At 71.4% G+C, this 23,300-nt stretch carries 26 protein-coding genes; 7 read left to right on the forward strand and 19 right to left on the reverse strand.

Translation table 11 applies throughout. From position 1 onward, the window contains the following. Positions 1–51: 51 nt before the first annotated feature. Positions 52–813, forward strand: a complete 762-nt coding sequence (locus EDF48_RS01745) for a LysE family transporter (protein WP_131877704.1) — start codon at positions 52–54, stop codon at positions 811–813. A 14-nt stretch (positions 814–827) separates the two neighbouring features. Here the strand turns inward: EDF48_RS01745 and EDF48_RS01750 are convergent, their stop codons facing one another. The 7 genes from EDF48_RS01750 to EDF48_RS01780 all read right to left on the reverse strand — a co-directional run bounded on the left by EDF48_RS01750 (position 828) and on the right by EDF48_RS01780 (position 7,013). Next, positions 828–2,303: an amino acid permease gene (locus tag EDF48_RS01750; RefSeq protein WP_123293079.1), complete on the reverse strand. Its 1,476-nt coding sequence runs from the start codon at positions 2,301–2,303 to the stop codon at positions 828–830. 191 nt (positions 2,304–2,494) lie between these two features. Beyond that, positions 2,495–3,367, reverse strand: coding sequence for a hypothetical protein (locus tag EDF48_RS01755; RefSeq protein ID WP_207906613.1), 873 nt, complete (start codon positions 3,365–3,367; stop codon positions 2,495–2,497). 18 nt (positions 3,368–3,385) lie between these two features. Next, positions 3,386–4,207, reverse strand: a complete 822-nt coding sequence (locus EDF48_RS01760; protein WP_165918691.1) for an alpha/beta fold hydrolase — start codon at positions 4,205–4,207, stop codon at positions 3,386–3,388. 152 nt (positions 4,208–4,359) lie between these two features. Further along, a complete protein-coding gene (locus EDF48_RS01765) occupies positions 4,360–4,620 on the reverse strand; it encodes a type II toxin-antitoxin system RelE/ParE family toxin (protein ID WP_123293075.1) in 261 nt (86 codons plus the stop codon). Further along, complete coding sequence (locus EDF48_RS01770) at positions 4,617–4,877, reverse strand: type II toxin-antitoxin system Phd/YefM family antitoxin (protein WP_123293073.1); 261 nt, start codon at positions 4,875–4,877, stop codon at positions 4,617–4,619. The genes EDF48_RS01765 and EDF48_RS01770 overlap by 4 nt, the downstream gene beginning before the upstream one ends. A 28-nt stretch (positions 4,878–4,905) precedes the next feature. Further along, a complete protein-coding gene (locus EDF48_RS01775) occupies positions 4,906–5,418 on the reverse strand; it encodes an MGMT family protein (protein WP_111083519.1) in 513 nt (170 codons plus the stop codon). Then, the gene (locus EDF48_RS01780) at positions 5,415–7,013 is read right to left on the reverse strand and encodes an AlkA N-terminal domain-containing protein (RefSeq protein WP_243698007.1); all 1,599 of its coding nucleotides are present in this window, start codon (positions 7,011–7,013) and stop codon (positions 5,415–5,417) included. Before EDF48_RS01780 ends, EDF48_RS01775 begins: the two co-directional genes overlap by 4 nt. A 297-nt stretch (positions 7,014–7,310) precedes the next feature. On the opposite strand from EDF48_RS01780, the gene EDF48_RS01785 reads away from it, so the two are divergent. Next, positions 7,311–7,868, forward strand: coding sequence for a molybdenum cofactor biosysynthesis protein (locus EDF48_RS01785; protein ID WP_131878082.1), 558 nt, complete (start codon positions 7,311–7,313; stop codon positions 7,866–7,868). A gap of 34 nt (positions 7,869–7,902) precedes the next feature. Here EDF48_RS01785 and EDF48_RS01790 read toward each other — a convergent pair whose 3' ends face one another. The 5 genes from EDF48_RS01790 to folE all read right to left on the reverse strand — a co-directional run bounded on the left by EDF48_RS01790 (position 7,903) and on the right by folE (position 11,558). Beyond that, positions 7,903–8,445 (reverse strand): type 1 glutamine amidotransferase domain-containing protein, encoded by a 543-nt coding sequence (locus EDF48_RS01790; RefSeq protein ID WP_111083520.1) that lies wholly within the window; start codon positions 8,443–8,445, stop codon positions 7,903–7,905. Between the two features lie 115 nt (positions 8,446–8,560). Further along, the gene (locus tag EDF48_RS01795; protein WP_111083521.1) at positions 8,561–9,214 is read right to left on the reverse strand and encodes an HAD-IA family hydrolase; all 654 of its coding nucleotides are present in this window, start codon (positions 9,212–9,214) and stop codon (positions 8,561–8,563) included. Between the two features lie 48 nt (positions 9,215–9,262). Then, a complete protein-coding gene (locus EDF48_RS01800; RefSeq protein WP_131877708.1) occupies positions 9,263–10,033 on the reverse strand; it encodes a pyrimidine reductase family protein in 771 nt (256 codons plus the stop codon). Further along, positions 10,030–10,968: a dihydropteroate synthase gene (gene folP, locus EDF48_RS01805; protein WP_131877710.1), complete on the reverse strand. Its 939-nt coding sequence runs from the start codon at positions 10,966–10,968 to the stop codon at positions 10,030–10,032. Before folP ends, EDF48_RS01800 begins: the two co-directional genes overlap by 4 nt. Then, entirely contained in the window at positions 10,965–11,558 is a 594-nt protein-coding gene (gene folE, locus EDF48_RS01810; RefSeq protein ID WP_123293064.1) for a GTP cyclohydrolase I, read from the reverse strand. The genes folP and folE overlap by 4 nt, the downstream gene beginning before the upstream one ends. Positions 11,559–11,734: 176 nt before the next feature. Between folE and EDF48_RS01815 the strand changes: the two genes are divergently transcribed. Next, positions 11,735–13,207, forward strand: a complete 1,473-nt coding sequence (locus tag EDF48_RS01815) for an NCS2 family permease (RefSeq protein WP_131877712.1) — start codon at positions 11,735–11,737, stop codon at positions 13,205–13,207. 144 nt (positions 13,208–13,351) lie between these two features. Here EDF48_RS01815 and EDF48_RS01820 read toward each other — a convergent pair whose 3' ends face one another. Continuing rightward, a complete protein-coding gene (locus EDF48_RS01820; protein WP_131877714.1) occupies positions 13,352–13,804 on the reverse strand; it encodes a hypothetical protein in 453 nt (150 codons plus the stop codon). Between the two features lie 135 nt (positions 13,805–13,939). Here EDF48_RS01820 and EDF48_RS01825 point away from each other — a divergent pair, with 135 nt between their 5' ends. Further along, positions 13,940–14,200: a hypothetical protein gene (locus tag EDF48_RS01825; protein WP_131877716.1), complete on the forward strand. Its 261-nt coding sequence runs from the start codon at positions 13,940–13,942 to the stop codon at positions 14,198–14,200. A gap of 19 nt (positions 14,201–14,219) precedes the next feature. Here EDF48_RS01825 and EDF48_RS01830 read toward each other — a convergent pair whose 3' ends face one another. Beyond that, entirely contained in the window at positions 14,220–15,509 is a 1,290-nt protein-coding gene (locus EDF48_RS01830; protein WP_131877718.1) for an MFS transporter, read from the reverse strand. Beyond that, entirely contained in the window at positions 15,506–16,078 is a 573-nt protein-coding gene (locus tag EDF48_RS01835; RefSeq protein ID WP_131877720.1) for a helix-turn-helix domain-containing protein, read from the reverse strand. Before EDF48_RS01835 ends, EDF48_RS01830 begins: the two co-directional genes overlap by 4 nt. Before the next feature lie 90 nt (positions 16,079–16,168). Here EDF48_RS01835 and EDF48_RS01840 point away from each other — a divergent pair, with 90 nt between their 5' ends. Together EDF48_RS01840 and EDF48_RS01845 are read left to right on the forward strand one after the other, a co-directional pair. Beyond that, a complete protein-coding gene (locus EDF48_RS01840; RefSeq protein WP_131877722.1) occupies positions 16,169–16,684 on the forward strand; it encodes a DUF1697 domain-containing protein in 516 nt (171 codons plus the stop codon). Then, positions 16,681–17,067 carry a VOC family protein gene (locus EDF48_RS01845; RefSeq protein WP_131877724.1) on the forward strand — a complete coding sequence of 129 codons (387 nt, stop codon included), beginning with the start codon at positions 16,681–16,683 and terminating at the stop codon, positions 17,065–17,067. The genes EDF48_RS01840 and EDF48_RS01845 overlap by 4 nt, the downstream gene beginning before the upstream one ends. 80 nt (positions 17,068–17,147) lie before the next feature. Here EDF48_RS01845 and EDF48_RS01850 read toward each other — a convergent pair whose 3' ends face one another. Next, complete coding sequence (locus EDF48_RS01850; RefSeq protein WP_111083532.1) at positions 17,148–19,658, reverse strand: glycosyl hydrolase family 65 protein; 2,511 nt, start codon at positions 19,656–19,658, stop codon at positions 17,148–17,150. Positions 19,659–19,734: 76 nt separating this feature from the next. Continuing rightward, the gene (locus EDF48_RS01855; protein ID WP_111083533.1) at positions 19,735–20,502 is read right to left on the reverse strand and encodes an HAD-IA family hydrolase; all 768 of its coding nucleotides are present in this window, start codon (positions 20,500–20,502) and stop codon (positions 19,735–19,737) included. Positions 20,503–20,647: 145 nt separating this feature from the next. Here EDF48_RS01855 and EDF48_RS01860 point away from each other — a divergent pair, with 145 nt between their 5' ends. After that, complete coding sequence (locus EDF48_RS01860; protein WP_131877725.1) at positions 20,648–22,003, forward strand: APC family permease; 1,356 nt, start codon at positions 20,648–20,650, stop codon at positions 22,001–22,003. Positions 22,004–22,027: 24 nt separating this feature from the next. On the opposite strand, the gene EDF48_RS01865 is transcribed toward EDF48_RS01860, so the two are convergent. Continuing rightward, on the reverse strand, positions 22,028–22,768 hold the full coding sequence (locus tag EDF48_RS01865) for an alpha/beta hydrolase (protein ID WP_131877727.1): 741 nt from the start codon (positions 22,766–22,768) through the stop codon (positions 22,028–22,030). Next, on the reverse strand, positions 22,765–23,259 hold the full coding sequence (locus EDF48_RS01870; protein ID WP_131877730.1) for a GNAT family N-acetyltransferase: 495 nt from the start codon (positions 23,257–23,259) through the stop codon (positions 22,765–22,767). The genes EDF48_RS01865 and EDF48_RS01870 overlap by 4 nt, the downstream gene beginning before the upstream one ends. Positions 23,260–23,300: the final 41 nt, after the last annotated feature.

Here is a 23,300-nt window from a genome sequence, read left to right on the forward strand (position 1 = left end):
TGTAGGAACGTGAGCTGGTCTACAGACGGGGGCGCGCCTAGCGTCGTGGAGATGACCGCATTCCTCCCCCTGCTCGCCGGCCTCGGCACCGGACTCGCCCTGATCGTCGCGATCGGTGTGCAGAACACCTACCTGCTCCGGTTGGCGGTCAGCTCGGGCCTGCGGGTGGTGACGGCGGCGGTCGTCGTGTGCGCGGTGTCGGACGCCGTGCTCATCGTCGCCGGGGTGCTCGGCGTCGGGGCCGTGGTCGAGCGGTTCCCGGTGGCGCTCGTCGTCGTGCGGTTCGTCGGGGCCGCGTTCCTCGTGACCTACGGCGTGCTCGCCGCGCGACGGGCACTGCGGCCGTCGAGCGACGCCATGCGCGTGGCCGACGACGCGGCGGACGACGTGACCATCGCGACTCGCGTCGCCGACCAGGCGGCGGACGACGGCGTGCCGGAGCCGGCCGCGGGCAGTGGACCCGAGCGCCCGGGGACGGTGGTGGCGGGGCGGACGCGCACCGTGCCTCCCGGCCAAGCGGTGACCATGCGAACGGCAGTGGCGACCATGCTCGTCTTCACGTGGGCGAACCCGCACGTGTACCTGGACACGCTGGTGTTCCTCGGGTCCGTCGCGAACCAGCAGGGCCCGGACGACCGCTGGCTCTGGACCGTCGGCGCGGTTGCGGCGAGCTGCCTGTGGTTCGGCGCGCTCGGGTTCGGCGGGCGACTGCTCCGACCGCTGTTCGCGAAGCCGCTGACGTGGCGGGTGTTCGACGGTCTGGTCGCCGTCGTGATGCTGGGCTTCGGGGTCCTGTTGGTCGTCGGCGCATAGGACGCCGGAGCCCGCTACTGCTGGCCCTTGCCGACCCGGCTGTTGCGGCGGCTGTAGCCGAAGTAGATCGCGAAGCCGATGACGAGCCAGACGACGAACCGCAGCCAGGTCTCGACCTCGAGGTTCAGCATCAGCCAGAAGCACAGCACCGCCGACAGGATCGGGATCACCGGCGACCACGGCACCCGGAACGAGCGCGGGGCGTCCGGGCGCGACTTGCGGAGCACGATGATGCCGATCGACACCAGCACGAAGGCCGACAGCGTGCCGATGTTGATCATGCCCTCGAGCTTGTCGACCGCCGTGAACCCGGCGAGCAGCGCGACGACGACGCCCGCGACGACCTGCACGCGCACCGGCGTCTGCGTCTTCGGGTTCGTCTTCGAGAACCAGCGCGGCAGCAGGCCGTCACGGCTCATCGCGAAGACGATGCGGGACAGACCGAGCAGCAGCACCATGACGACGGTCGTCAGACCGATCAGGGAGCCGATGGCGATGATGCCGGCAGCCCACGGCAACCCGACGATGTCGAAGGCCGAGGCCAGGGACGGTGCGTCCTCCTGCGCGAGGCGCTGGTAGGAGACCATGCCGGTGATGACGATGCTGACGCCGACGTAGAGCAGCGTCACGATGCCCAGGCCGATGAAGATGCCGCGGGGCAGCGTCTTCTGCGGGTTCTCGGTCTCCTCCGCGCTGGTCGCGACGACGTCGAACCCGATGAACGCGAAGAACACGAGCGACGCCGCGGCGAGCAGCCCGAAGACGCCGTACTGCGCGGGCTCGGAACCGGTGAACCACGACACGAGCGACTGGGTCCAGACGCTGCCCTCCGCGCCCTTGGCGGGCTCCGACGGCGGGATGAACGGGGTGAAGTTCGCGGCCTTGACGAAGAACGCGCCGGCGACGATGACGAACACCACGATGGCGACCTTGATGATCGTGATGACCGCCGAGACCCGCGACGACAGGCGGGTGCCGAAGGCGAGCAGCACCGTGAAGATGCCGACGATCAGGACCGGGCCCCAGGTGAACGGGATCGGGCCGAGCTGGATCGTGCTCGGCAGGGTCACACCGAACACGTCGAACGCGGTGCTGAGGTAGATGCCCCAGTACTTCGCGATGACGGCGCTGGCGGTGAGGGTCTCGAGGATGAGGTCCCAGCCGACGATCCAGGCGAGGAGCTCGCCCATCGTTGCGTAGGTGAACGTGTAGGCCGAGCCGGCGACGGGGATCGTCGAGGCGAACTCGGCGTAGCACATGATCGCCAGGCCACACGTGACGGCGGCGAGCAGGAACGAGATGATGACGCCGGGCCCGGCGAAGTTCGCGGCGGCGTTCGCGCCGACCGAGAAGATGCCGGCGCCGACGGCGACCGCGATGCCCATCGCGGCGATGTCGAACGTCTTCAGGGAGCGTTTCAGGGACCGGCCCTGCTCCTCGGAGTCGGCCAGTGAGGCCTCGATCGACTTGATGCGGAGCTTCGTTGCCATGGGGTGGATCCCGTCATCGACTGGGCGGCGGACCCCGTGACATTACTGGTGTACCACCCCGACACGCAAACAGCGGAGCCGCTGGGCACATGGGAACCAGGTTCCGGACGCGGAACCAGGGAACGGCGCGGTGCAGTGTCCGGAACCAGGTTCCGTGGGCAGGGCGGGTCGACCGGGAGGCCCGGCTCGGCTCAGGCGGATCGGCGCCAGTCCGCCAGGAACCGCGCTCCGGCCTCGTCGTGGATCACCCCGTCGGGCGCGGTGAGCACCGGGTACGGCGTCGCCGGCACGCCGTCCGAGGGACGGACGTCGACGTGCGCGACCTCGTGGCCGTTCGCGTGCAGCCAGTCCGCCATCGCGTAGTCGCTGCGCGAGTCGCCCATCGTGCGCCAGGCCGCCGGCAGCTCGCCGTCCTGTGCCAGGAGCTCGAGCGACCGCTCGGCGCCCATGTCCTTGCCGCTGCGGTCGGACTCGACGTCGGTCGAGATGATCGTCGGGTCGATCCGCCACTGCACGGCACCGTCGGCGTCGGGTCGGACGTCGTCGAGACGGCGCACACCCAGGCCGCGACGCTCGAGGGCCGCCATCGCCTTCGCGTCGAACTCGGGCTGCCGAGCCAGGTACGTGGCGTTCGGCACCTCCACCCGCTGCTCGATCGACACCATGGCGCGCTTCGTCTCGTCGAAGAACACCAGGTCGGCGTACTCGGTGCGGACGAGCTCGCGCATCTCGTCGGCGTAGTCGCGCGGGAGCGCCAGGTCGTCGGCGACGGTGAGCTCGCTCATGCCGCCCTCGTACTGCGGGCCGATCGAGCACCAGACGGCGCCCTTCTCGCAGACGGCGTGCACGCGGCCACCCTCGGCGAGACCACCGGCGAGCAACGGACCGACCACCTCGCTCCGGATGAATGCGTCGCTCCGGCCGGTGTTGAAGACGACGGGGATGCCCTCGGCGGCGAGGGCGACGAGGTCCTCGATGATGCTCGGGATCGCGATGGTGCGGGAGACGGGGCTGGCGATGGGCCCGTCGACGTCGAGCAGGAGACCGAGACGAGGTGCGTTCACCACGCCATCCTCTCGCAGTCAGCTGCTCGGTGAGACGACCCGGACCAGGAACCCGTCGAGCACCGCGCCGATCGCAGCCGGGTCGGGCACGTGACCCTGCCCGGGGACCTCGACGTAGCCCGAGCCCGGCACGGCCTCGACGACCGCTCGGGCCGCCTGCCGCATCCACTCGTGGCCGTCGCTGCCCGCGGCGACGAGCACCGGGACACCGACCGCTGCTGCCACCCGCTCCGGGATCGCCAGGCCGTTGAGCACCCGCACGTCGCGGCTGAGCACGTGGGCGTCGACGACGAGCGACCGCCAGAGCGCACCCTTCAGCCGCAGCGCCGAGATCTGCCCCATCGGCACCCCCAGGACGTGCGCGAGGAACGCCCGGACCGCTTGGGCGCGACGGCCGGCGGCGACGTGTTCGTCGAGCAGGTCGGCGAAGACGACGTCGTCGGCGTGCGGGTCGACCGTCGCTCGGTACGGCGGCTCCCACAGCACGGCGGCCCCGAGCGGGACGCCGGCGGCGAGGCCCCGGAGGACCACCCCCGCGCCGACGCAGAGGCCGAGCGCGGCGACGGGTCCGTCCACACTCGCGACGACGGCCGCGAGGTCCTCGACCTCGCGTTCGATCGTCCACGGGGTGGTGTCACCGCTCGCACCGCGGCCCCGCCGGTCGTACGTGATGACCCGGTAGCGGTCCTGCAGGCCGCCGGTCAGGTGCTCGACGGTGGGGGTGCCGTGGTGGTCGAAGGCGCCACCGACCACGACGAGCGCCGGACCGGTCCCCGCGTCGGACACGGCGATCACCGTGCCGTCGGCGGAGACGACCGTGCGGTCGACGTGCTGGTCCATTGGGGGCCTTCCGAGGGTGGTTCGACGGCGCTGCGTCGGGTCCTCGGGAGGGACCGGGCGGGTCGGTCCTCGAAGCATGGCATCGGAGCGCTCCCACGTCACCACCCGCAACCAGGGGGAGACGACCGATCCGGGTCCGGGTCCGGCTCCGCTCAGCGGTCGCGGTAGATCGCTCGGCGGTGGCCGGCATCGACGACGATCACGATGAGTCGGCCGTCGTCGATCTCGTAGATCAGACGGTAGTCACCTGATCGCACCCGCCAACCGGGTCGGTTCACGAGCTTCCGAGCTGCCGGGGGCCGCGGGTGGTCGGCGAGGATCGCGAGGAGTCCCTCGATCCGCCGACGACCGTCGGGCGGGAGCTTGCGGATGACACGTTGCGCGGACGGGATGACCTCGACCGACCAGGTCATCCGAGTCCGAGTTCGCGCTTGAGATCGTCCCACTGCACGTTCTCGCCGCCGATGCGCTTGTTCTCCGCGATGGCAGCGTCGTACGCGACCAGGTCGTCGAGGTCCTCGGCCGCCTCGAGCAGGCGGTCCAGGACATCCGCGTCCACCACCGCCGCGACGCGCTTGTTGCGCCGGGTCAGGTAGACGGGTTCGTGCCGGGCGTCATCGATGATCGACGCCAGGCGGCCACGTGCTTCGGAGATCGACACTTCGCTCACCTGTACATTCTAGAGCGTTTTGTACAACTCAGACGAGCGCCGTGGTGCCGACCGACTCCCGTTCGAGCAACGATCGCTTGACGTCGAGCCCCCACGCGAAGCCCCCGAGTGTGCCGTCGGACCGCAGTACCCGGTGGCACGGCACGAACAGTGCGGGAGCGTTCCGTGCGCACACGCTGGCGGCGGCCCGCACGGCGTCCGGACGGCCCATCGCCCCCGCGAACTCGGTGTAGGTCAGGGTGCCGCCGGCGGGGATGCGGCGGAGCTGCCGCCACCCCTCGGTGAACAGGTCGGTGCCGAACTGCCGGACCGGCACCTGCATGGCGTGCTCGACCTCGCCCGAGTAGAAGGCGTCCACGGCATCAGCGGCGGCGACCGTGCCGTCGACGATGCGACTGGGCCGGTACCGGTCGGCGAGCCGCCCGAGGATCCGGTCGACGGAGTCGGTCCAGCCCGAGGCGAGGACACGGCCCTCGGCGTCCTCGAGCACGGTGAAGGCCCCGTCCGGGGTGTCCAGGGTCTGGATGGTTGCGTCGGTCATCGTTCGTCCTTCCGAGGGTCGTTGTCTGCGTGCCGCGCACGGCCGGTGCCGTGCACTCGCGCGCCGGCGGCCGTCGCGATCGCGCGGTCGATGATCGGTCGCCAGCAGTGCATCGTCAGGTAGCTCCGCCAGGGCGCCACCTGCTCCGACCATAGGGAGAGCTCGCGCGCCGTACCGGGCAGTCCGAGTTCCTGTGAACCGTTGCGCACCGCGAGGTCGCTGTGGAGGAACACGTCGGGGTGGTGCCGGACCCGGAGCGCCACGTAGTCGGCGGTCCACGGCCCGATGCCCTTCACCGCCAGCAGCCGCTCGCGCAGCTCGTCGAGGGACTGTCCGCCGTCGATGACGAGCGACCCGTCAGTGAGCGCCGCGGCGACCCGCAGGATCGTGTCGACGCGGGCGGCCGGACCGCGCAGCACCTCGTGGCCGCGGGCGGCGATGACCTCGGCGGACGGGAACAGCAGGCCCCCCGGCAGGATCGCCGACGGCACGGCGGCACCGAGCGCCGCCACGAGCCGCGTCTGGGCCGTCCGGGCCGCGGCGACGGAGACCTGCTGCCCGATGAGGGTGCGGAACACGATCTCGTGCGCGTCGACGGCACCGGGTAGCCGCAGGCCGGGGACCCGCTGCACCGCCGCAGCGAGCTCGGGCACGGAGCCGAGCACCGCGTCGACGGCGACCGGGTCGGCATCGAGGTCGAAGTACGACCGGACGCGGGCGACGAGCGTCGGCAGGTCGGACAGGTCGGTGACGCGCACCCGCAGGTCGATCCCGGTACCGCGACCGGCGGCCGTGGAACCGGCCGCCCCCGCGACCGCGGCCGATGCGCTGAACCAGCCCGGGCCTCCCGGCAGGTCGAGCAGCCGTCCGTAGGAGGTGACCCGCCCGGATTCGTCGGTGTCCACCTGCTCCAGGCCCGGCAGGGCGTGCAGTGCGTGCCAGTCGAGGAGCCCCTGCGCGTCGAACGGCGGCCGCGCGGGCAGGTGCACGTGCAGTGCGCCGTCGGACGCGGGCCGGAGCGTCCGACGGGCGCGCAGCTCGGACGGGGTGACGGCGAAGACCTCGCGGACGGTCTCGTTGAACTGGCGGACGCTCGCGAACCCGGCCGCGAAGGCGACGTCCGCGATGGGCAGGTCCGACGACGTCAGCAGCGTGCGTGCCGTCTGGGCGCGGTGTGCGCGGCTGAGCGCCTTCGGGCCGGCACCGAGCTCGGCCGTCATGATGCGGTTGAGCTGGCGTTCGGAGTAGCCGACCCGTGCGGCGAGCCCCGGGACGCCGTCGCGCTCGACGACGCCGTCGAGGACGAGGCGCATGGCGCGGCCGGCGACGTCCTCGCGCAGGTCCCACTCGGGGCTGCCGGGGGTCGCTTCGGGCAGGCAGCGCTTGCAGGCACGGAAGCCTGCCAGGTGCGCTGCTGCGCTCGTGCGGTAGAAGGTGACGCCGGTCTCGCGGGGCGTGCGTGCCGGGCAGCTCGGTCGGCAGTAGATGCCCGTGGAGTGCACGGCGGTGACGAACTGGCCGTCGAAGCGTGCGTCGCGCGAGGCGACGACGCGGTAGCGCTCGGCGTGCAGCTGGTCGGTTCCGGGGATGGTCACGGTCCCAGCCTGACACGCACCACCGACCGCGACTGGCGGAAATCGGACGGCACGGCAGTCGCGTGCGGGCGCGCCTGCGTGGCGCGTCGCGTGGTCCGGGCGGGCCCGAGGTTCCGAGATCTCGGCATGTCGGCGCTCCGTGTGCCCACCCGTGGAACCTCGGCGCCACACCGACGGCGTGTTGTGGAACCTCGGCGCCGGGGCACCGACGACGGTCGACCGGGAGGCCCGGCTAGCGTTGGGCGGGTGACCTCCGGAGACGACGTGGCCGGGTCTGACCACCGGGTCGGCTCCGACGTGCTCGCCGACTCCGCCGACCTGCCGTTCCGGACCGACGTCGAGATCGCACTGCTGCTCGTGTCGCGCCGCCACCGCTACGAGGGCAGGCCGGCCGACGGTGCCCTGCCGGTCCGGTCGGACGACCCGGACGAGCTGCGCGACCGCATCGAACTCCGCGCCGGCCTCGGCATCGTCGGCGACCGCTACTTCGCGGCGCGGGCGCACGTGCACGCCTCGGTGACGGTCATCGGGCTCGAGGGCCTCGAGGAGGTCGGACGATCACTCGGCGTGCCGGTCGATCCCGTGGCGACCCGGCGGAACGTGTTCCTGCGGGGCGCCGACGTCGAAGCGCTCCGGGGCGAGCCGTTCTCGCTGCAGAGCCCCGGCAGCGGTGCCGTGCTGTTCCGCGGGTACCGGCCGGCGAACCCGTGCGCCTGGATGGACCACGAGGTGGCTCCGGGGGCGTTCCGGGCGATGCGTGGACGGGGCGGGGTGCGGTGCGACCCCGAGTCCGACGGCGTGCTCGCCCTCGGACCCGCGGTGCTCCGGACGACCCGCCCCGTCGCGCTGGGCTGACAGCGGCAGCGCCGTCAGCGGCAGCGCCCTGCGCTCACGCGGTCAGCGCGCTCTCGATCGCGTCGACGAAGGCCGGCAGGTCGTCGGGGTTCCGCGAGGTGATGATGCCGCCGTCGACCTGGACCTCCTGGTCGACCCACTCGGCGCCGGCGTTCCGGACATCGGTCTGCAGCGACGGGAACGAGGTGATCGTCCGTCCGCGCAGCACACCGGCCTCGATGAGGGTCCACGGGCCGTGGCAGATCGCCGCGACGGGCTTGTTCGCCTCGACGAACGCCGTCACCAGGGAGACCGCCGAGTTGTCCTGTCGCAGGGTGTCCGCGTTGATGGTGCCGCCGGGGACCACGAGCGCGTCGTACCCGGTCACGTTGACACCGGCGATGGTGGTGTCGGGGTCGAGGGACTTGCCGGGGTCCTTGTCGCCGACGAGGGTCGCGATCGAACCGGAGTCCTGCGCCGCCACGGTCACCGTCGCGCCGCGCTCGCGGAGCTGGTCGACGGGCACGACGATCTCGTCCTGCTCCACGCCGTAGTTCGTCGCGATGACGAGGACCTTCTTGCCGTCCAGGGTTGCCATGGTCGCTCCTTCCGCGGCCCGGTGGTTCCGGCCGCACGTGCGGCCCGGTGGTTCCGGCCGCACACCCGAGGGTCGTCGGGGAGCGCTGGGCGTGCCCGCAGGACGCAGCGGGTCCTCAGCCGCGGATGCGGAAAGCGGACCCTTCGGCCTCGACGGTGATGCCGTCGTACCCCGACACCCGGTAGAGCCCGGCCGTGACGTCCGACTCGTGCGGGCCGACGACGACCGTGGTCGCTCCCGAGGCGATGGCCGACTCGAGGCCGGCGGGGGCGTCCTCGAACGCGACGCAGTCGGTGGCCGCGACACCGAGCAGCGCGGCACCCCGCAGGTACCCGTCGGGGTGCGGCTTGCCGTGCTCGACGTCCTCGGACGGCACGAACGCCGTCGGCATGGTCAGGCCCGCTGCAGCCATCCGGCCGGCGGCCAGGTCGCGCGGTGCGCTCGTCACGAGCGCCACCGGGACCCCGGCGTCGAGGAGCCGGTCCACGAAGGCGGCGGCACCGGGGATCTCGAAGATGCCCTCGCTGCTCGCGCTCTCCTCGGCGACCAGTGCCGCGGCGATGCGGAGCTGCTCGTCGCGGTCCAGGTCGGGCAGGAAGTGCTCGATCGTGCTGATCGCCTGACGGCCGTGCGAGAAGGCGAGGATGTCGGCCGGGTCGATGCCGCGGTCCTGACCGAAGCGGGTCCAGGTCGCCTCGACCACCGCGGTCGAGTCGACGAGGGTCCCGTCCATGTCGAAGAGGACCCCGGACGCCACGATGTCGATCACGCGCCCGACCCTAGCCGACGCGGTCGGCCGGCACCGGGACTCGGGCGCTCAGGCCGGGACTCGGGCAGGCGGCTCCGCCCGGACGTACCGGGTCAGCAGCACGTCACCCGCACCGCGGAGCACGTGCGCGGGCCGCATCCGTCGCAGCTCTGAGGAACTGCCGCGGGCGATCCGGGGCCCGGCGCCGCCCTCGAGCGACGGGTCGATCGTCAGGGTCAGCTCGTCGACGGCGTCCGCGGCGATGAGCGACCCGAGGAACGACGGGCCACCCTCGCAGTGGATCGTGCCGAGCCCCCGCGCCACCAGTGCGTCGCGGACGAGCGACACGTCGACCGAGTCGGGGTCGGTGTCGGTGCTGCAGGGCACGACGTCGGCGACGGACGACAGCGCGACCCCGACGTCCGACGCCGCCGCAGCCGCGGAGGTCAGGACGACGGGCCGGACCGGGGCCTCGGTGAACACCCGGGATCCGGCGTCCAGCGACAGTGACCGCGACACGATCGCGAACACCGGGTGGTCGGGCAGGCCGTGCGCCCGGCGCCAGGCCACGTCGGCGTCGTGCAGGACCATCGGCCCGTAGCCCTCGTCCCGCACGGTGCCGGCTGCGACGAGCACCACGTCGGCGACCCGGCGGAGCAGGTCGAACACGCGCAGGTCGTCCGGGCCGCCGAGCGACCCCGAGACCCCGGCGGCCGAGGCGGACCCGTCGAGCGTCGCCACGAAGTTCACCCGCAGCCACGGCGCCGAGGCACCCGCGGTGTACAGGTCGATGAGGTCGTCGTCGGACAGGTCCGCGATCGACGGGGGCAGGAGGTTCACGTGTTGTGCCGCGCTTCCACTGGGGCGCGCCAACCGAGCGTCGCCTCGACCATGCGCATCGCGTCGACGCTCTCGGCGACGTCGTGCATCCGGACGATCCGCGCCCCGAGCATCGCGCTCACGGTCGCGACGGCGAGCGAGCCCGCCAGGCGTTCGCCGCGCGGGCGTCCGAGCGACTCCCCCACGAAGTCCTTGTTCGACACCGCCGCGAGCACCGGGTAGCCGAGCGCCACGACCTCGGGCAGGCGCCGGGTGACCTCGAGCGTGTGCACGGTGTTCTTGTTGAGGTCGTGGCCCGGGTCGACGACGATCCGCGACTCCGGGATCCCCGCGGCGAGCGCCCGGTCGACGCGCTCCCGCAGGAACCCGACGACGGACGCCGTGACGTCGTCGTACTGCGGCGGCGCTGCGAGGGGCCGCCGGGGCTCGGCGAGCGAGTGCGTGATGACGATCGTCGCCTCGGAGTCCGCGACGACGGCCGCCATCCGGGGATCGGACAGGCCGGTGGTGTCGTTGACCACGCTCGCGCCAGCTGCAATCGCCGCTGCGGCGACCTCGGGGCGGAACGTGTCGACGCTGATGGTGACGTCGGACTCCTGGGCGAGCTGCTCGACGACGGGCACGACGCGGTCGACCTCGTCCGCAGCGGGCAGTTCCGGCCCCGGAGCGAACTTCACGCCGCCGATGTCGACCCAGTCGGCGCCCTGTTCGGCAGCCCGGACGGCGGCGGCGACGGCGCGGTCGAGCTCGAAGGTGGCACCGCGGTCGTGGAACGAGTCGGGCGTGCGGTTCACGATCGCCATCACGGCGATGCGGTGGTCGAAGTCGAACGTTCTGCGTCCGATCGTACGGACCGGCTGCCGCAGGTCCGGCACGACCCAGCCGGGTGCGGTCGATCCTGCCTGGAGGCCCGTGGCGGCCCCCTCAGTCGTCACGCGTCCGCCTCGGGGTCGGGTACACGCCCCGCACCGATGAGCGCAATCGCCTCCGCCCGGCCCGCGGCGTCGGCCAGCGAGCCGTTCGCCGCGACCGTGACCGTCGTCGAGCCGGTCTGGCGCTCCCCGCGGGTCGTCACGCACTGGTGCTGCGCGTCGAGGACCACGAGGACCCCCTCGGCGCCGAGCCCCTCGGCGATCGTGGCAGCGACCTGCTCGCCCAGTCGTTCCTGCAGCTGCGGACGCGAGGCCACGGCGTCGAGCACCCGCGAGAGCGTTCCGAGCCCGATCAGACGGTCACCCGGCGCGTAGGCCAGGTGCGCGACCCCGAGGAACGGCAGCAGGTGGTGCTCGCAGACGGACCGGAACTTCACGTCGCGGACGATGACGAGTCGGCCGCGTTCACCGTCCTCGGCGTGCACCGTGCCGTCGCGGGCGATGGCAACGGCGTCCGTGCCGATGCCGGCGAAGAACTCGGCGTACGAGTCGGCGACCCGAGCGGGTGTGCGTTCGAGTTCGGGGCGGTCGGGATCCTCGCCGATGCCGAGCAGGAGTTCGCGCACCGCGGCCTCGACGCGGGCACGGTCCATGCGTGACGTCACCGGTCCATCCAACACCAGCCATGGCCGGAGAACGCGAGCCGGCGCACGGCGTGACGTCCCCCGATCACGCGGGTCGGGCCTCCCGGTCGAACATCGGCGCACCCTGCGCGCCCTGTGAGGATCCTGTGACATGCCGGAAACCCAGCAGGCTTTAAACTTGCTCGGTGAGCGCCACGAAGACCGACACCCCACCCCGGAACCGCTTCGCGACCGGCCTCGATCGATACTTCTCCATCACGAAGCGCGGATCCACGATCCCGCGCGAGGTGCGAGGCGGACTCGTCTCGTTCGTGACGATGGCGTACATCGTCATCCTCAACCCGCTGATCCTCGGTGGGTTCAGCGCCGACCAAGCCGCCAAGGACGTCTCCGGCGGCTGGCTCGAGAACGCGCAGGTCGCCGCCGCGACCGGTCTCGTCGCCGGCCTGATGACCATCGCCATGGGCGTCATCGCGAACCTGCCGTTCGGCATCGCCGCGGGCCTCGGGATCAACTCGTTCCTGGCCGTCAGCGTCGTGCAGCAGGTCACCTGGGCCGAGGCGATGGGACTCGTCGTCATCAACGGCGTGATCATCGTGGTCCTGGCGTTGACGGGGATCCGGACGATGATCTTCACCGCCGTCCCGGCGCAGCTGAAGGCAGCGATCACCGTCGGCATCGGCCTGTTCATCGCCTTCATCGGCCTCGTCGACTCGGGCTTCGTGCGCTCGTCCGGGCTCGCGTCGCCGCCCCTGCAGCTCGGTGAGGACGGCTCCGTCGGCGCCCTGCCGACCATCGTGTTCCTGATCGGCCTGGTCATCATCGGCACGCTCATGGCCCGCAAGGTCAAGGGCGCGCTGCTCATCGGGATCGTCGCGACGACGATCATCGCGATCATCCTGCAGGCGATCTTCCAGGTGCCGACCTCGGTCGACTCGAAGACCGGCTGGAACCTCAACGCCCCCGGCCTGCCGAGTGCGCTCTTCGCGTTCCCCGACCTGTCGCTCGTCGGCCACGCCGACCTGTTCGGTGCGTTCAGCCGCATCGGGCCGTTGGCCGCGTCGATGCTCGTCTTCACCCTCGTGTTCACGAACTTCTTCGACGCGATGGGCACCATGACCGGCCTGGCGAAGGCCGCCGGCGTCGCGAAGCCCGACGGCACGTTCCCCCGCCTGAAGTCGGCGCTCGTCGTCGAGGGCGTCGGCGCGATCGCCGGCGGCGGCGCCTCGGTGTCGTCGAACACCGTCTTCATCGACTCCGCCTCCGGCATCGGCGAGGGCGCACGCACCGGCATGGCGTCGGTCGTCACCGGCCTGCTGTTCCTGGCGTCGATGTTCCTCACCCCGCTCACGCAGGTCGTCCCGCTCGAGGTCGCCGCCGCCGGACTCGTCGTCGTCGGCGCCCTGATGGTCGCGCAGGTCGCGGACATCTCGTGGACGGACTTCGGCTCGGCCCTGCCCGCGTTCCTGACGATCGTCGTCATGCCGCTGACCTACTCGATCGCGAACGGCATCGGCGTGGGGTTCATCAGCTGGGTCCTCATCAAGCTGCTGTCCGGCCGGGGCCGCGAGGTGTCGTGGCTGCTCTACGTCGTCGCCGCGGGCTTCCTGCTGTACTTCGCACGAGGGCCGCTGGAGGCACTGCTCGGCGTCGGCTGAGGCCGGGGCGCCGGCCCGGTCGGTCTGCAAGAGCGACAGTTCCTGTGGGGCCGTCCGAGGGTGGTCCACGAAAGCGACAGTTGTCCGCGAAACATCCGCGGAGAATTGTCGCTTTCGCGTTCGGGCCGGCCGGGAGGCCCGTGATCAGTCCGGCAGGTCGTCCGGCGTCGCCTCGTGGTGGCGTCGACCGCCGGACCGCCGGTCCTCCTTCATGCCCGCCTCGAACAGGTGGCGGCGCCCCTGCACGAGCTCGTCCCGCGCAGTGCGCTCCAGCTCCTTCGCCAGCGCGTAGTACCCGTCGTCGTAGTCCTCGACGACCTGGAACGTCCAGCGGCCGGCGATGACGTTGCGACCCACGAGCTCGGTGTCGATGCGGTCGGCGAGTTCGGTGTGGCCGGCCTTCCGGAGCTGCTCGACGGCTTCGCCGAGGTTCAGGTCGGCGGTGCCCGTCAGGCGGTGGAAGCCGTAGAGCAGGCCGCGGGCGTGCTCGATGACCTCGACCGCAGCCGACAGTGTGCCGAGCGCCTCGACCGTGGCGTCGGAGACCCCCGCGGGGACCTTGTGATGTTCGTCGGGGCCCTGATCGTCGTTCGTCATGCTCCCCGTCTACACGAGGGCATCTGCGACCGCGGACGGTCTCGTCCGCGACCCGCCGTCACGTCGGGGAGCGCTTGCGGGGTCTCGCCAGGCGACTTAGCATTCGAACACACGTTCGAACGAGGAGACCCGATGATGATCACGGAGACGGCCGCCACGGTGTGGTGGTCCGAGGGCGCACCGAGCCGGCTGGTCTGGGGCGGGCGCCGCTGGCGGGTGAGCGACACCCCGACCCGTCTGACCGTGACGCGGGCCGAGCTGCCGACCGCCATCACCCACGCCCCCGAGCGCACGGTCGGCTGGCGGTTCCAGGCCACGGCCGACGACGGGGACACGCTGGTGGTCGACATCGTGCCCGAGGGCACCGGCTGGGGCGTCGCGCGGACGTGGACGTGAGCGCCGCCCCGGATGCGGACTACGTCGTCGCGCGCTCGACCGGCGCCCGCTCCGGAGCCGGTCGTTCCATGAGGCGCCAGGCGCCACCCGTCAGCGGCGCGAGCGTCACGACGGTGTAGAGCACGACGACCGCTCCGAACGTCGCCTGCACACCGACGCCCTCGGCCGCGAACCCGGCGAGCAGTCCGCCGAGCGGGATGCCCGCCCAGGACCCCGCTCCGAGCAGCCCGAACACCCGGGCGCGCATGTGCGCCGGGATGCGCTCGAGCTCGACCGCACCGAGGATCGGGTTGAGTGCGCCGGCGGCGAGGCCCGACAGCGCCGAGGCAGCGAGCATCCACGGCAGCCCGAGGCCGAGCGCCGGCACCAGGAGCGAGGGCCCACCGGCGAGCACGAAGCACACGACGAACGTGATCCGACGGGGGACGCGGTGTGCGACGTACCCGAAGGCCACCGAGCCGAGGAACGCCGCACCGCCGAAGGTCCCGGTCACGAAGCCCAGCGCCTGCGCCCCGCCGAGTGTGTCGGCGGCGTAGAGCGGGAGCAACGTCGTCGACCGGGCCGCGTCGAGCAGGTTCGTGATCAGCACGAGGGCGATCACGAGCCGGAAGAACGGGTCGCGGATGCAGAACCGGAAGCCCTCGGCGATGTCCCGCCAGTACCCGTTGGTCGGAGCCGCGTCAGCGCTCGCACCCGCTGCGTCGTCGCCCGCTGCGTCGTCGCCCGCTGCGTCGTCGCCCGCTGGCCGGACCAGTACCGCAGCGAGCAGCGCTGCGGTACCGAACGCCACCGCGGTGCAGACGAGTGCGGCCATCGGTCCGGCAGCCGCGACGAGCACCCCGCCGAGCGGCGCGCCGATGAGCACCGAGAGTCGCTGGGACGCCTCGAAGTGACCGACCGCGCGCTCCAGCGGAACGCCGGCCGATCGTGCGAGCCCCGGGAGCAGGACCCGGCGTGCGGACTCCCCGGGCAGGTCGAACAGGCCACTCACGAACACGAGCGCCAGGAGCGCCCAGAACGGCAGACCCACCGTCCAGGCGAGGACGGGCATCGCCAGCAGGGTCGCACCGCTGACGAGGTCCGACGCCACACTCGAACGGACGAACCCGACCCGCTCGACGAGTGCCCCGCCGAACGGGCCGCCGAGGACGATCGGCACCGTCGCGGCGAAGGCGGCGATCCCGACGTCCGTCGCCGAGCCGCCCCGGGCCAGGACGGCGAAGGGCACGGCCACGGTCGTGACGACGTTGCCGGTCCGCGAGACGACCTGGACCGCGAGCAGCGCACGCAACCGTGCCCGGGCGTTCACGGTCGCCCCATCCGGTAGCTCTGCGTGACGGCGATGACGCGCTCCGACCCGTCACCCGGTGTGTGCGCGTCACTCACGGCCGTCCATCGCTCGACGACGGCACGCAGTTCGGCGCCGAGGCCGGTGAGCTCCTCGGCGGTCAGTCGCAGCACCTCGTCGGAGCTGGTCGACGCCGCGACCCACTCACGGCCGAGCACCGGCGCCTGGTCGATGAACCGCCCGTACTCGGCCGCGTACGCATCGGCGACGGTGTGGTCGAGTGCCGTCGTGGCGAGCATGCGTTCCGGGTCGTCGAGCGCATCGGCGAGGTCCCACGACGTGTGGTCCGCAGTCGCACGCCACCACCGCTCCCGCCGGTCCGAACCGAGCTCCGGCGCCGGCTCGATGAAGTCCGCGTCGGCGAGGCGCTTGCAGTGGTAGCTGATCGTGCCGGGTGCCTCGTCGATCTCGTCGCCGAGCATCGCCGCGGTCTGCGGTCCACCGGAACGCAGGAGCCCGACGATCCGCAGTCGGGTCGGGTGGGCGAGGGCGCGCATGTGGGCGGCGTCGTCGAGTCTGCGCACGGTCATGCTCTGAAGATAGATGCGCAAGAACTCTTGCGCAATGCTTCTTGTGTAGTTGATCGGCTGAGACGGCTGCCACCGCGCTACGGTTCCGGCATGGCGAAGTGGATCGCGCTGCTGCGCGGAGTGAACGTCAACGGCATCGCGATCAAGAACACCGAGCTCGCGGAACTGCTCCGTGGACTCGGCTTCGACGACGTCCGCACGGTGCTCGCATCCGGCAACGTGGTGTTCGGGACGGACGCCGACGCGCCGACCCTGAAGGCCACGATCGAGCAGGCACTCCGCGACCGCTTCGGCTACGACGCGTGGATCGTGCTCATCCCGCACGTCGACCTCGAAGGCATCGTCGAGCGGTTTCCGTTCGACCGGGCCGACGCTCGGCACGACTACGTGGTGTTCGGCTCCGACGACAACGCCCTCGACGCGCTGCTCGCCGACCTCGTGCTCGACACCGCCGTGGAGCAGGTCGCCCGGGGTGACGGTGTCGTGTACTGGTCGTGCCCGAAGGGGTCGAGCACGGACACCGTGTTCGCGAAGCGGGCCGGGGCAGCACGCTTCAAGCGCTCGACCACGACGCGCAACACGAACACGCTCCGGAAGCTCCTGTGACCCGGGGAGCCCTGCACCACGTCGAGCTCCGCACCGCCCACCTCGACACGGCGAGCAGGGCGTGGGACTGGCTGCTCGGCGAGCTCGGGTACACGCCGTTCCAGGAGTGGCCAGCGGGCCGGAGCTGGCGACTCGGTGACGTCTACGTCGTGCTCGAGGCCGCACCGCTCGACGGCGCGCACGACCGCCGACGGCCCGGGCTGAGCCACCTCGCGTTCGGCGCCGGCGACGCCGGACAGGTCGAGCAGCTGTGGACGGACGCACCGGCGCACGGCTGGACCCGCCTCTACGAGGACCGGCACCCGTACGCCGGCGGTCCAGACCACCGTGCTGCCTTCCTGGAGGACGCCGAACGCTTCAAGGTCGAGCTCGTCGCGAGCTGACGGGGTCGAGCGGGCCCCTGCCGACAGCCGACGTGACGCCCTACGCGGTCGTCTCGTCGGCCGACGGCCGACGTGCCGCCCTAAGCGGTCGTCTCGTCCACGTCGAAGTCGCGCTGGAGCGAGATCGTCGGGATCGAGGCCGTGATCACGGAGCCGTCAGCGCGGAGCGTGCCCTGGATGTCGCTCGTGGTCGGTGCGTGCCCGGACATGCGCGGCCCCTGGTGCGGCAACGGCACGACGGTCGGCTCGCCGGCCTCGATGTCCCACTGCTGGTTGTGCACCCAGGCGGTGAAGCCCGAACCCGTCTCGACCGTGAAGGTCATGGCGTCCTGCCCGAGGTCGACCCGGACCCGCGACCCGCGCACGGTCAGACGGTAGGTCAACGAGTCCCAGTGCCGCGGCAGTCGCGGGTTGAACGTCATCCGGCCGCCGTGGTCGCGCATGCCGCCGAACCCGTTGACGAGCGCACCCCAGATGCCACCGGTCGACGCGATGTGCACGCCGTCCGAGGTGTTGCCGTGCAGGTCGGCCAGGTCGACGTAGAGCGCCGTCTGGAAGTACTGGTCGGCGAGGTCGTGGTACCCGACCTCGGCCGCCATGATCGACTGCACGACCGCCGACAGCGTCGAGTCGCCCGTGGTGAGCGCGTCGTAGTAGTCGAAGTCGCGGCGCTTCTCGGCCGCGGTGAACTCGTGCCCCTGCAGGAACAGCGCGAGCACGACGTCTGCCTGCTTGAGCACCTGGAACCGGTAGATGACCAGCGGGTGGTAGTGGAGCAGCAGCGGACGCTTGGACTCGGGGGTGTTCTCGAGGTCCCAGAGTTCCTTGTCGAGGAACTGGGCGTCCTGCGGGTGGATGCCACGGTGCGGGTCGAAGGGGATCTCCATCGACTCGGCGGCGTGCTCCCACTCGACGAGCTCGTCGGGGCGCAGACCGGTGCGCCGGATCATCCGGTCGTACTCTTCGACGTCGTCGGCCGCGAGTTCGCGGCACGCGTTCACCGCGAACCACAGGTTCGCCCGCGCCATGACGTTCGTGTAGAGGTTGTCGTCGACGACGGTCGTGTACTCGTCGGGCCCGGTGACGCCGTCGATGTGGAACTTCTTGTCCCCGTTGGAGCGCCAGAAGCCGAGGTCGGCCCACAGCCGAGCGGTCTCGACGAGCACGTCGATCGCCCCGCGCTTCAGGAACTCGGTGTCACCGGACGCCCGCACGTACTGCATCAGGGCATGGGCGATGTCGGCATCGATGTGGTACTGCGCGGTGCCGGCGGCGTAGTACGCGCTCGACTCCTCACCGTTGATCGTGCGCCACGGGAACAGGGCACCCCGCTGGTTCAGCTCGCGTGCCCGCGAGCGTGCGGCGTCGAGCATGTTGTAGCGGAACCGCAGCGCGTTCCGGGCGACGATCGGCGCCGTGTACGACAGGAACGGCAGGACGTAGATCTCCATGTCCCAGAAGTAGTGCCCGCCGTAGCCGGAGCCGGTGACGCCCTTGGCGGCGATGCCGTGCCCGTCGGTGCGGGCCGTGGCCTGCGCGAGCATGAACAGGTTCCACCGGACGGCCTGCTGGATCTCCGGCTGCCCGGCGATCTCGACGTCGCTCCGGGCCCAGTAGTCGTCGAGCCAGACGCGCTGCTTCTCGAACGTCTCGTCGATGTTCTCGGCGTGCGCCCGGTCGAGCGTGCGGTCGCAGCGGTCGGCGAGTTCGCGCACCGGGACACCGCGGGAGGTGTGGTACACGACGTGCTTGACGAGTCGGATCGGCTGCCCGGCACGCGCCTGGACGCGGTAGACGTGCTTCGCCAGGTCGTCGTCGATCGACGACGACTCGTCCCAGCTGTTCTCGGTCTCGAGGTGGTGCTCCACACCGACGCAGATGGTCATGCCGGAGCTCGACGCCTGGTACCCGAGCAGGGAACGGGCGCCGGTGCTGCGCTTGAGCTTCGGTTCGAGCACCCGGTCGGTGAAGGCCTCGGCCTTGCGCGGGTCGAAGGCGTTCGCGGCCGCCCGCATCCCCGCGTGGTACTCGTCCTGCACGTCCTGGCGGTTCAGGATCTGGCTGGACAGCAGGATCGAGGCGTCCGCGTCGAGCACGGTGACCTCGTAGTCGATGACCGCGAGGTGCCGATCGGTGAACGACACCAGGCGGCGGGACCGGATCAGCACGCGCTTGCCGGACGGCGTCGACCATTCGGTCTCGCGGAACAGGTAGCCGCCGCGGAACTCGAGGCGCCGCGTGTGGTGGAGGATGTCCGCCTCGGCCAGCACGAGGGGTTCGTCGTCGACGTAGAGCCGGATCACCTTGGCGTCGGGCGCGTTGATGATCGTCTGGCCGGTCTTGGCGAACCCGAAGGCGTCTTCGGCGTGCCGGATCGGCCAGGTCTCGTGGAACCCGTTGATGTACGTGCCGTACTGCACACCGCCGCGGCCCTCGTCGAGGTTGCCGCGCAGGCCGAGGTACCCGTTGCCGACGGCGAAGTTCGTCTCGGCGACGCCCTGCTGGTCGGGGGTGTACTCGGTCTCGACGAGGGCCCACTCGTCGATCGGGTACCGGACGCGGTCGAGCGGGTCCGAGGTGATGGGGTTCATGGTGCTCCGTGGGAAGGGAGGGTGGCGTGGGGACGTCGGTTCGACCGGGAGGCGCGGCTCGCCTCCGGCGCGCTGGCTACGTCGTGCTGGTGGTCGCGTGGGGAAGGTCCGCGACCAGGTCGGCGAGGTCCGTCACGACGACGTCGGCACCGTGTTCACGCAGCGCGTCGGCGCCCGCTCCGCGGTCGACTCCGACGACGAGCCCGAAGGCCCCGTTCCGGCCGGCTTCGACACCACTGGTGGCGTCCTCGACCACGACGCACTCGGCGGCGGTCAGTCCGAAGCGCCCGGCGGCGTCCAGGTAGGTGTCGGGGGCGGGCTTGCCCGCCAGGCCGTCTTGGCGGGCGACGAGCCCGTCGACCACGACGGTGAACCGGTCGAGGATGCCGGCGGTCCGCAGCACCGAGACGGCGTTCGCGGAGCTCGAGACGACCGCGACGTGGAAGCCGGCGTCGATCGCGGCGGTGAGGAACCGGAGCGAGCCGGGGTACGGCTCGACGCCGTGTTCGTCCAGCTCGGCGGTGAACTCGGCGTTCTTCCGGTTGCCGAGACCGCACACGGTGTCGTCGTCCGGGCCGTCGTCCGGGGTGCCCTGCGGCAGGTCGATGCCCCGCGACTCGAGGAGCGACCGCACGCCGTCGTAGCGCGGCTTGCCGTCGATGTACGCGAAGTAGTCGGCCTGTGTGTACGGCGCGACCCCGTGCGCTTCGAGGTACGGCGTGAAGAGCCGGCTCCAGGCGCGCATGTGCACGTCGGCCGTGGGGGTGAGGACACCGTCCAGGTCGAACAGGAGCGCTCGCGTGTCCGCGAGTCGCGCGGGTGTGCGCCGGGTCGGCGTCGTCATCTGCAGCCCTTCAGGGAACGGGGTTCGTGGACGTTGCTCTCGTCGAGTCTAGGACCGCTCCAGCACGCGTGTTCAACCGCGGCCGGCGGTCTGTGAACTCCCTGAGCCGACGGTCGACACGCTGGTCCGGACGGAAGGCTCCACCATGACCAGCGACGCCGCGGCGCCCCAGCACGACGGCGCCGGATCCAAGCTCAAGCAGGCCATCACCGGGCCGCTCCTGTACCTCTTCATCCTCGGCGACGTCCTCGGCGCCGGGATCTACGCACTGATGGGCACCCTGTCGAAGGACGTGGGCGGTGCACTCTGGGCACCGCTCCTGCTCGCACTGCTGCTGGCCCTCCTCACCGCGGGCTCGTACGCGGAGCTCGTGACGAAGTACCCGAAGGCCGGCGGCGCTGCGGTGTTCGCCGAGCGTGCCTACAAGACGCCCATCGTGTCGTTCCTGGTCGGGTTCAGCATGCTCGCGGCCGGTGTCACGAGCGCCGCGGGTCTGTCGCTCGCGTTCGCCGGCGACTACCTCGGCACGTTCGTCGACCTGCCGCCCGTCCCGACCGCGATCGTGTTCCTCGCGCTGATCGCCTGCCTGAACGCCCGCGGCATCTCGGACTCGCTGAGGAGCAACGTCGTGATGACCGTCATCGAGGTCTCCGGGCTCGTGATCGTCATCGTGGTCGTCGCCGTGATGCTCGGCGGCGGAGGCGGCGACGTCTCCCGCATCGGCGAGTTCCCGACCGAGGCGAACCCGGCGCTCGCGACCCTGAGCGCGGCGATCGTCGCGTACTACTCGTTCGTCGGGTTCGAGACCTCGGCGAACGTCGCGGAGGAGGTCCGCGAGCCGAGCCGGGTCTACCCGAAGGCCCTGTTCGGTGCCCTCGCCACCGCGGGCGTCGTCTACGTCCTGGTCGGCCTCGCCAGCTCGATCGCGTTGCCGGCGTCCGAACTGTCGGACTCGACCGGGCCGCTCCTGGCCGTGGTGTCGGCCAGCGGGGTCCCGATCCCGGACTGGGTCTTCAGCCTCATCGCCCTGGTCGCCGTCGCGAACGGCGCCCTGCTCACCATGATCATGTCGAGCCGGGTGACCTACGGCATGGCGGAGCAGCGTCTGTTGCCCGCGCTCTTGGCCAAGGTGCTGCCGAACCGGAAGACCCCATGGACCGCCATCGTGGCGACCACCGTCGTCGCGATGCTCCTCACCCTGGTCGGCGACGTGGGCGTCCTGGCCGAGACCGTCGTGCTCCTGCTGCTCTTCGTGTTCATCAGCACGAACGTCGCCGTGCTGGTGCTGCGCCGCGACCGCGTCGACCACGACCACTTCCGCGTGTGGACGTTCGTCCCCGTGCTCGGCGTCGCGTCGTGCGTGCTGCTGCTGACGCAGCAGAGCGGGCAGGTCTGGCTCTACGCGGCGATCCTGCTCGCCGTCGGCGTGGTGCTGTACTTCGTCGCCCGGATCACCGGGCGACGCTCTGGACGCGACCACGAGGCGGGCGTCATCCGCTGACGCGACGCGCCACGGGCCTCCCGGTCAGCGCAGGCCAGGGGCCGGCGGCAGGTCGCGCGCCCATTCCTCGATCGCCGAGGAGATCTGCTCGCGGGCGGCCTCGCGGCTGATGGTCGCCGTGCGGTCGCCCGGCTGGTCCCCGTAGGCGCCGAAGTCGGCGTGGTTCGAACCCTGGACCTCGGTCATCGTCGCGGTCGACGGCAACAGGTGCCGGGCCGCGTCGACCTTGTCGGGGGTCGAGAGCCCGTCACGCGAGCCCGAGACGCTCAGCACGTCGATGTACGAGCTGCTGATGTCGTTCGCGCAGTAGCTGCCGAGCAGCAGCAGGCCGTCAGCGTCCTGCGCGAGCTGGCAGGCACGGACCCCGCCCAGCGAGTGCCCGCCGACCGCCCAGGTCGCGACGTCCGGCGCGTGCGCCTCGAAGGTCGAGAGCGGCCGGGTGTCGAAGAACGCGAGGTTGAGCGTCGGCTTCGTGATGACGACGGTCGTGCCGTTCGCGACCACCTCCCGGAAGGTCGCCATGTACGCGTACGAATCGACCTTCGCACCCGGGATGAACACGATGCCCTTGCCGTCGGCCTGCCCCGTGGGCGTCATCACCACGGAGTCACCGGCATCCTGGACCGACACACGGTCGTCGCGCCAGACCTGGAGCGCAGCGCTCCGGGTGCCCTGCATCACGATGTGCGCCCAGACGAGGAACACCACCACGACCACCAGCAGCACGGCGACGATCCACGCGGTCCACCGCAGTACTCGGTTCATGCGACCACCGTACGGCGCATCAGCACCTCGTTCCGACCGTCGGGCAGGGGATCGCCCGGTTCGTCGAGTGCGGTGAACCCGGCGCGTTCGTAGGTGTGCCGGGCGACGGTGTTGTCGGGCATCACGGAGAGTTCGAGCGCCCCGCCACCGGAGGCCGCTGCCCACTCCGCGACCGCCTCGATCAGGGCACGTGCGACGCCTCGGCCCCGGGCTGCGGGGTCGACCCACATCGAGATGAGTTGGGCTGGCGCACCGGCGTCGGCGCCCGGGACACCGCTCGCCATCCCGACGACGTCGCCCTCGCCGGCGACCGCCAGCAGGTCGAGCGCACCGGGGATCGACAGGCGTGTCCGCCAGCGGTGCTCGGGGGCGTCCGCCCAGTCCTGCAGCGTCGAACCGAACGCGTGCGGGGAGTCGGCGAGCGCTCGCAGCCGGACGGGTCGCCAGACGCACCAATCGTCCGCGGTCACCCGGCGCAGCTCGATCGTCACGCCTCGACGGTACCGGCGGAGGTCCCTCGGTGAGCAGAAAT

The organism is Curtobacterium sp. PhB191 (assembly GCF_004346515.1).
Lineage (GTDB): Bacteria > Actinomycetota > Actinomycetes > Actinomycetales > Microbacteriaceae > Curtobacterium.

What these genes read in the sequence shown, in the direction of transcription:
- EDF48_RS01775 (WP_111083519.1), bottom strand. Translation starts at nt 5,418, where the DNA reads ATGACCGACGCAACCATCCAGACCCTGGACACCCCGGACGGGGCCTTC.
- EDF48_RS01840 (WP_131877722.1), top strand. Translation starts at nt 16,169, where the DNA reads ATGGCGAAGTGGATCGCGCTGCTGCGCGGAGTGAACGTCAACGGCATC.
- EDF48_RS01760 (WP_165918691.1), bottom strand. Translation starts at nt 4,207, where the DNA reads ATGGACCAGCACGTCGACCGCACGGTCGTCTCCGCCGACGGCACGGTG.
- folE (WP_123293064.1), bottom strand. Translation starts at nt 11,558, where the DNA reads ATGGACCGTGCCCGCGTCGAGGCCGCGGTGCGCGAACTCCTGCTCGGC.
- EDF48_RS01790 (WP_111083520.1), bottom strand. Translation starts at nt 8,445, where the DNA reads ATGGCAACCCTGGACGGCAAGAAGGTCCTCGTCATCGCGACGAACTAC.
- EDF48_RS01860 (WP_131877725.1), top strand. Translation starts at nt 20,648, where the DNA reads ATGACCAGCGACGCCGCGGCGCCCCAGCACGACGGCGCCGGATCCAAG.
- EDF48_RS01855 (WP_111083533.1), bottom strand. Translation starts at nt 20,502, where the DNA reads ATGACGACGCCGACCCGGCGCACACCCGCGCGACTCGCGGACACGCGA.
- EDF48_RS01865 (WP_131877727.1), bottom strand. Translation starts at nt 22,768, where the DNA reads ATGAACCGAGTACTGCGGTGGACCGCGTGGATCGTCGCCGTGCTGCTG.
- EDF48_RS01850 (WP_111083532.1), bottom strand. Translation starts at nt 19,658, where the DNA reads ATGAACCCCATCACCTCGGACCCGCTCGACCGCGTCCGGTACCCGATC.
- EDF48_RS01825 (WP_131877716.1), top strand. Translation starts at nt 13,940, where the DNA reads ATGATCACGGAGACGGCCGCCACGGTGTGGTGGTCCGAGGGCGCACCG.
- EDF48_RS01745 (WP_131877704.1), top strand. Translation starts at nt 52, where the DNA reads ATGACCGCATTCCTCCCCCTGCTCGCCGGCCTCGGCACCGGACTCGCC.
- EDF48_RS01820 (WP_131877714.1), bottom strand. Translation starts at nt 13,804, where the DNA reads ATGACGAACGACGATCAGGGCCCCGACGAACATCACAAGGTCCCCGCG.
- EDF48_RS01835 (WP_131877720.1), bottom strand. Translation starts at nt 16,078, where the DNA reads ATGACCGTGCGCAGACTCGACGACGCCGCCCACATGCGCGCCCTCGCC.
- EDF48_RS01750 (WP_123293079.1), bottom strand. Translation starts at nt 2,303, where the DNA reads ATGGCAACGAAGCTCCGCATCAAGTCGATCGAGGCCTCACTGGCCGAC.
- EDF48_RS01765 (WP_123293075.1), bottom strand. Translation starts at nt 4,620, where the DNA reads ATGACCTGGTCGGTCGAGGTCATCCCGTCCGCGCAACGTGTCATCCGC.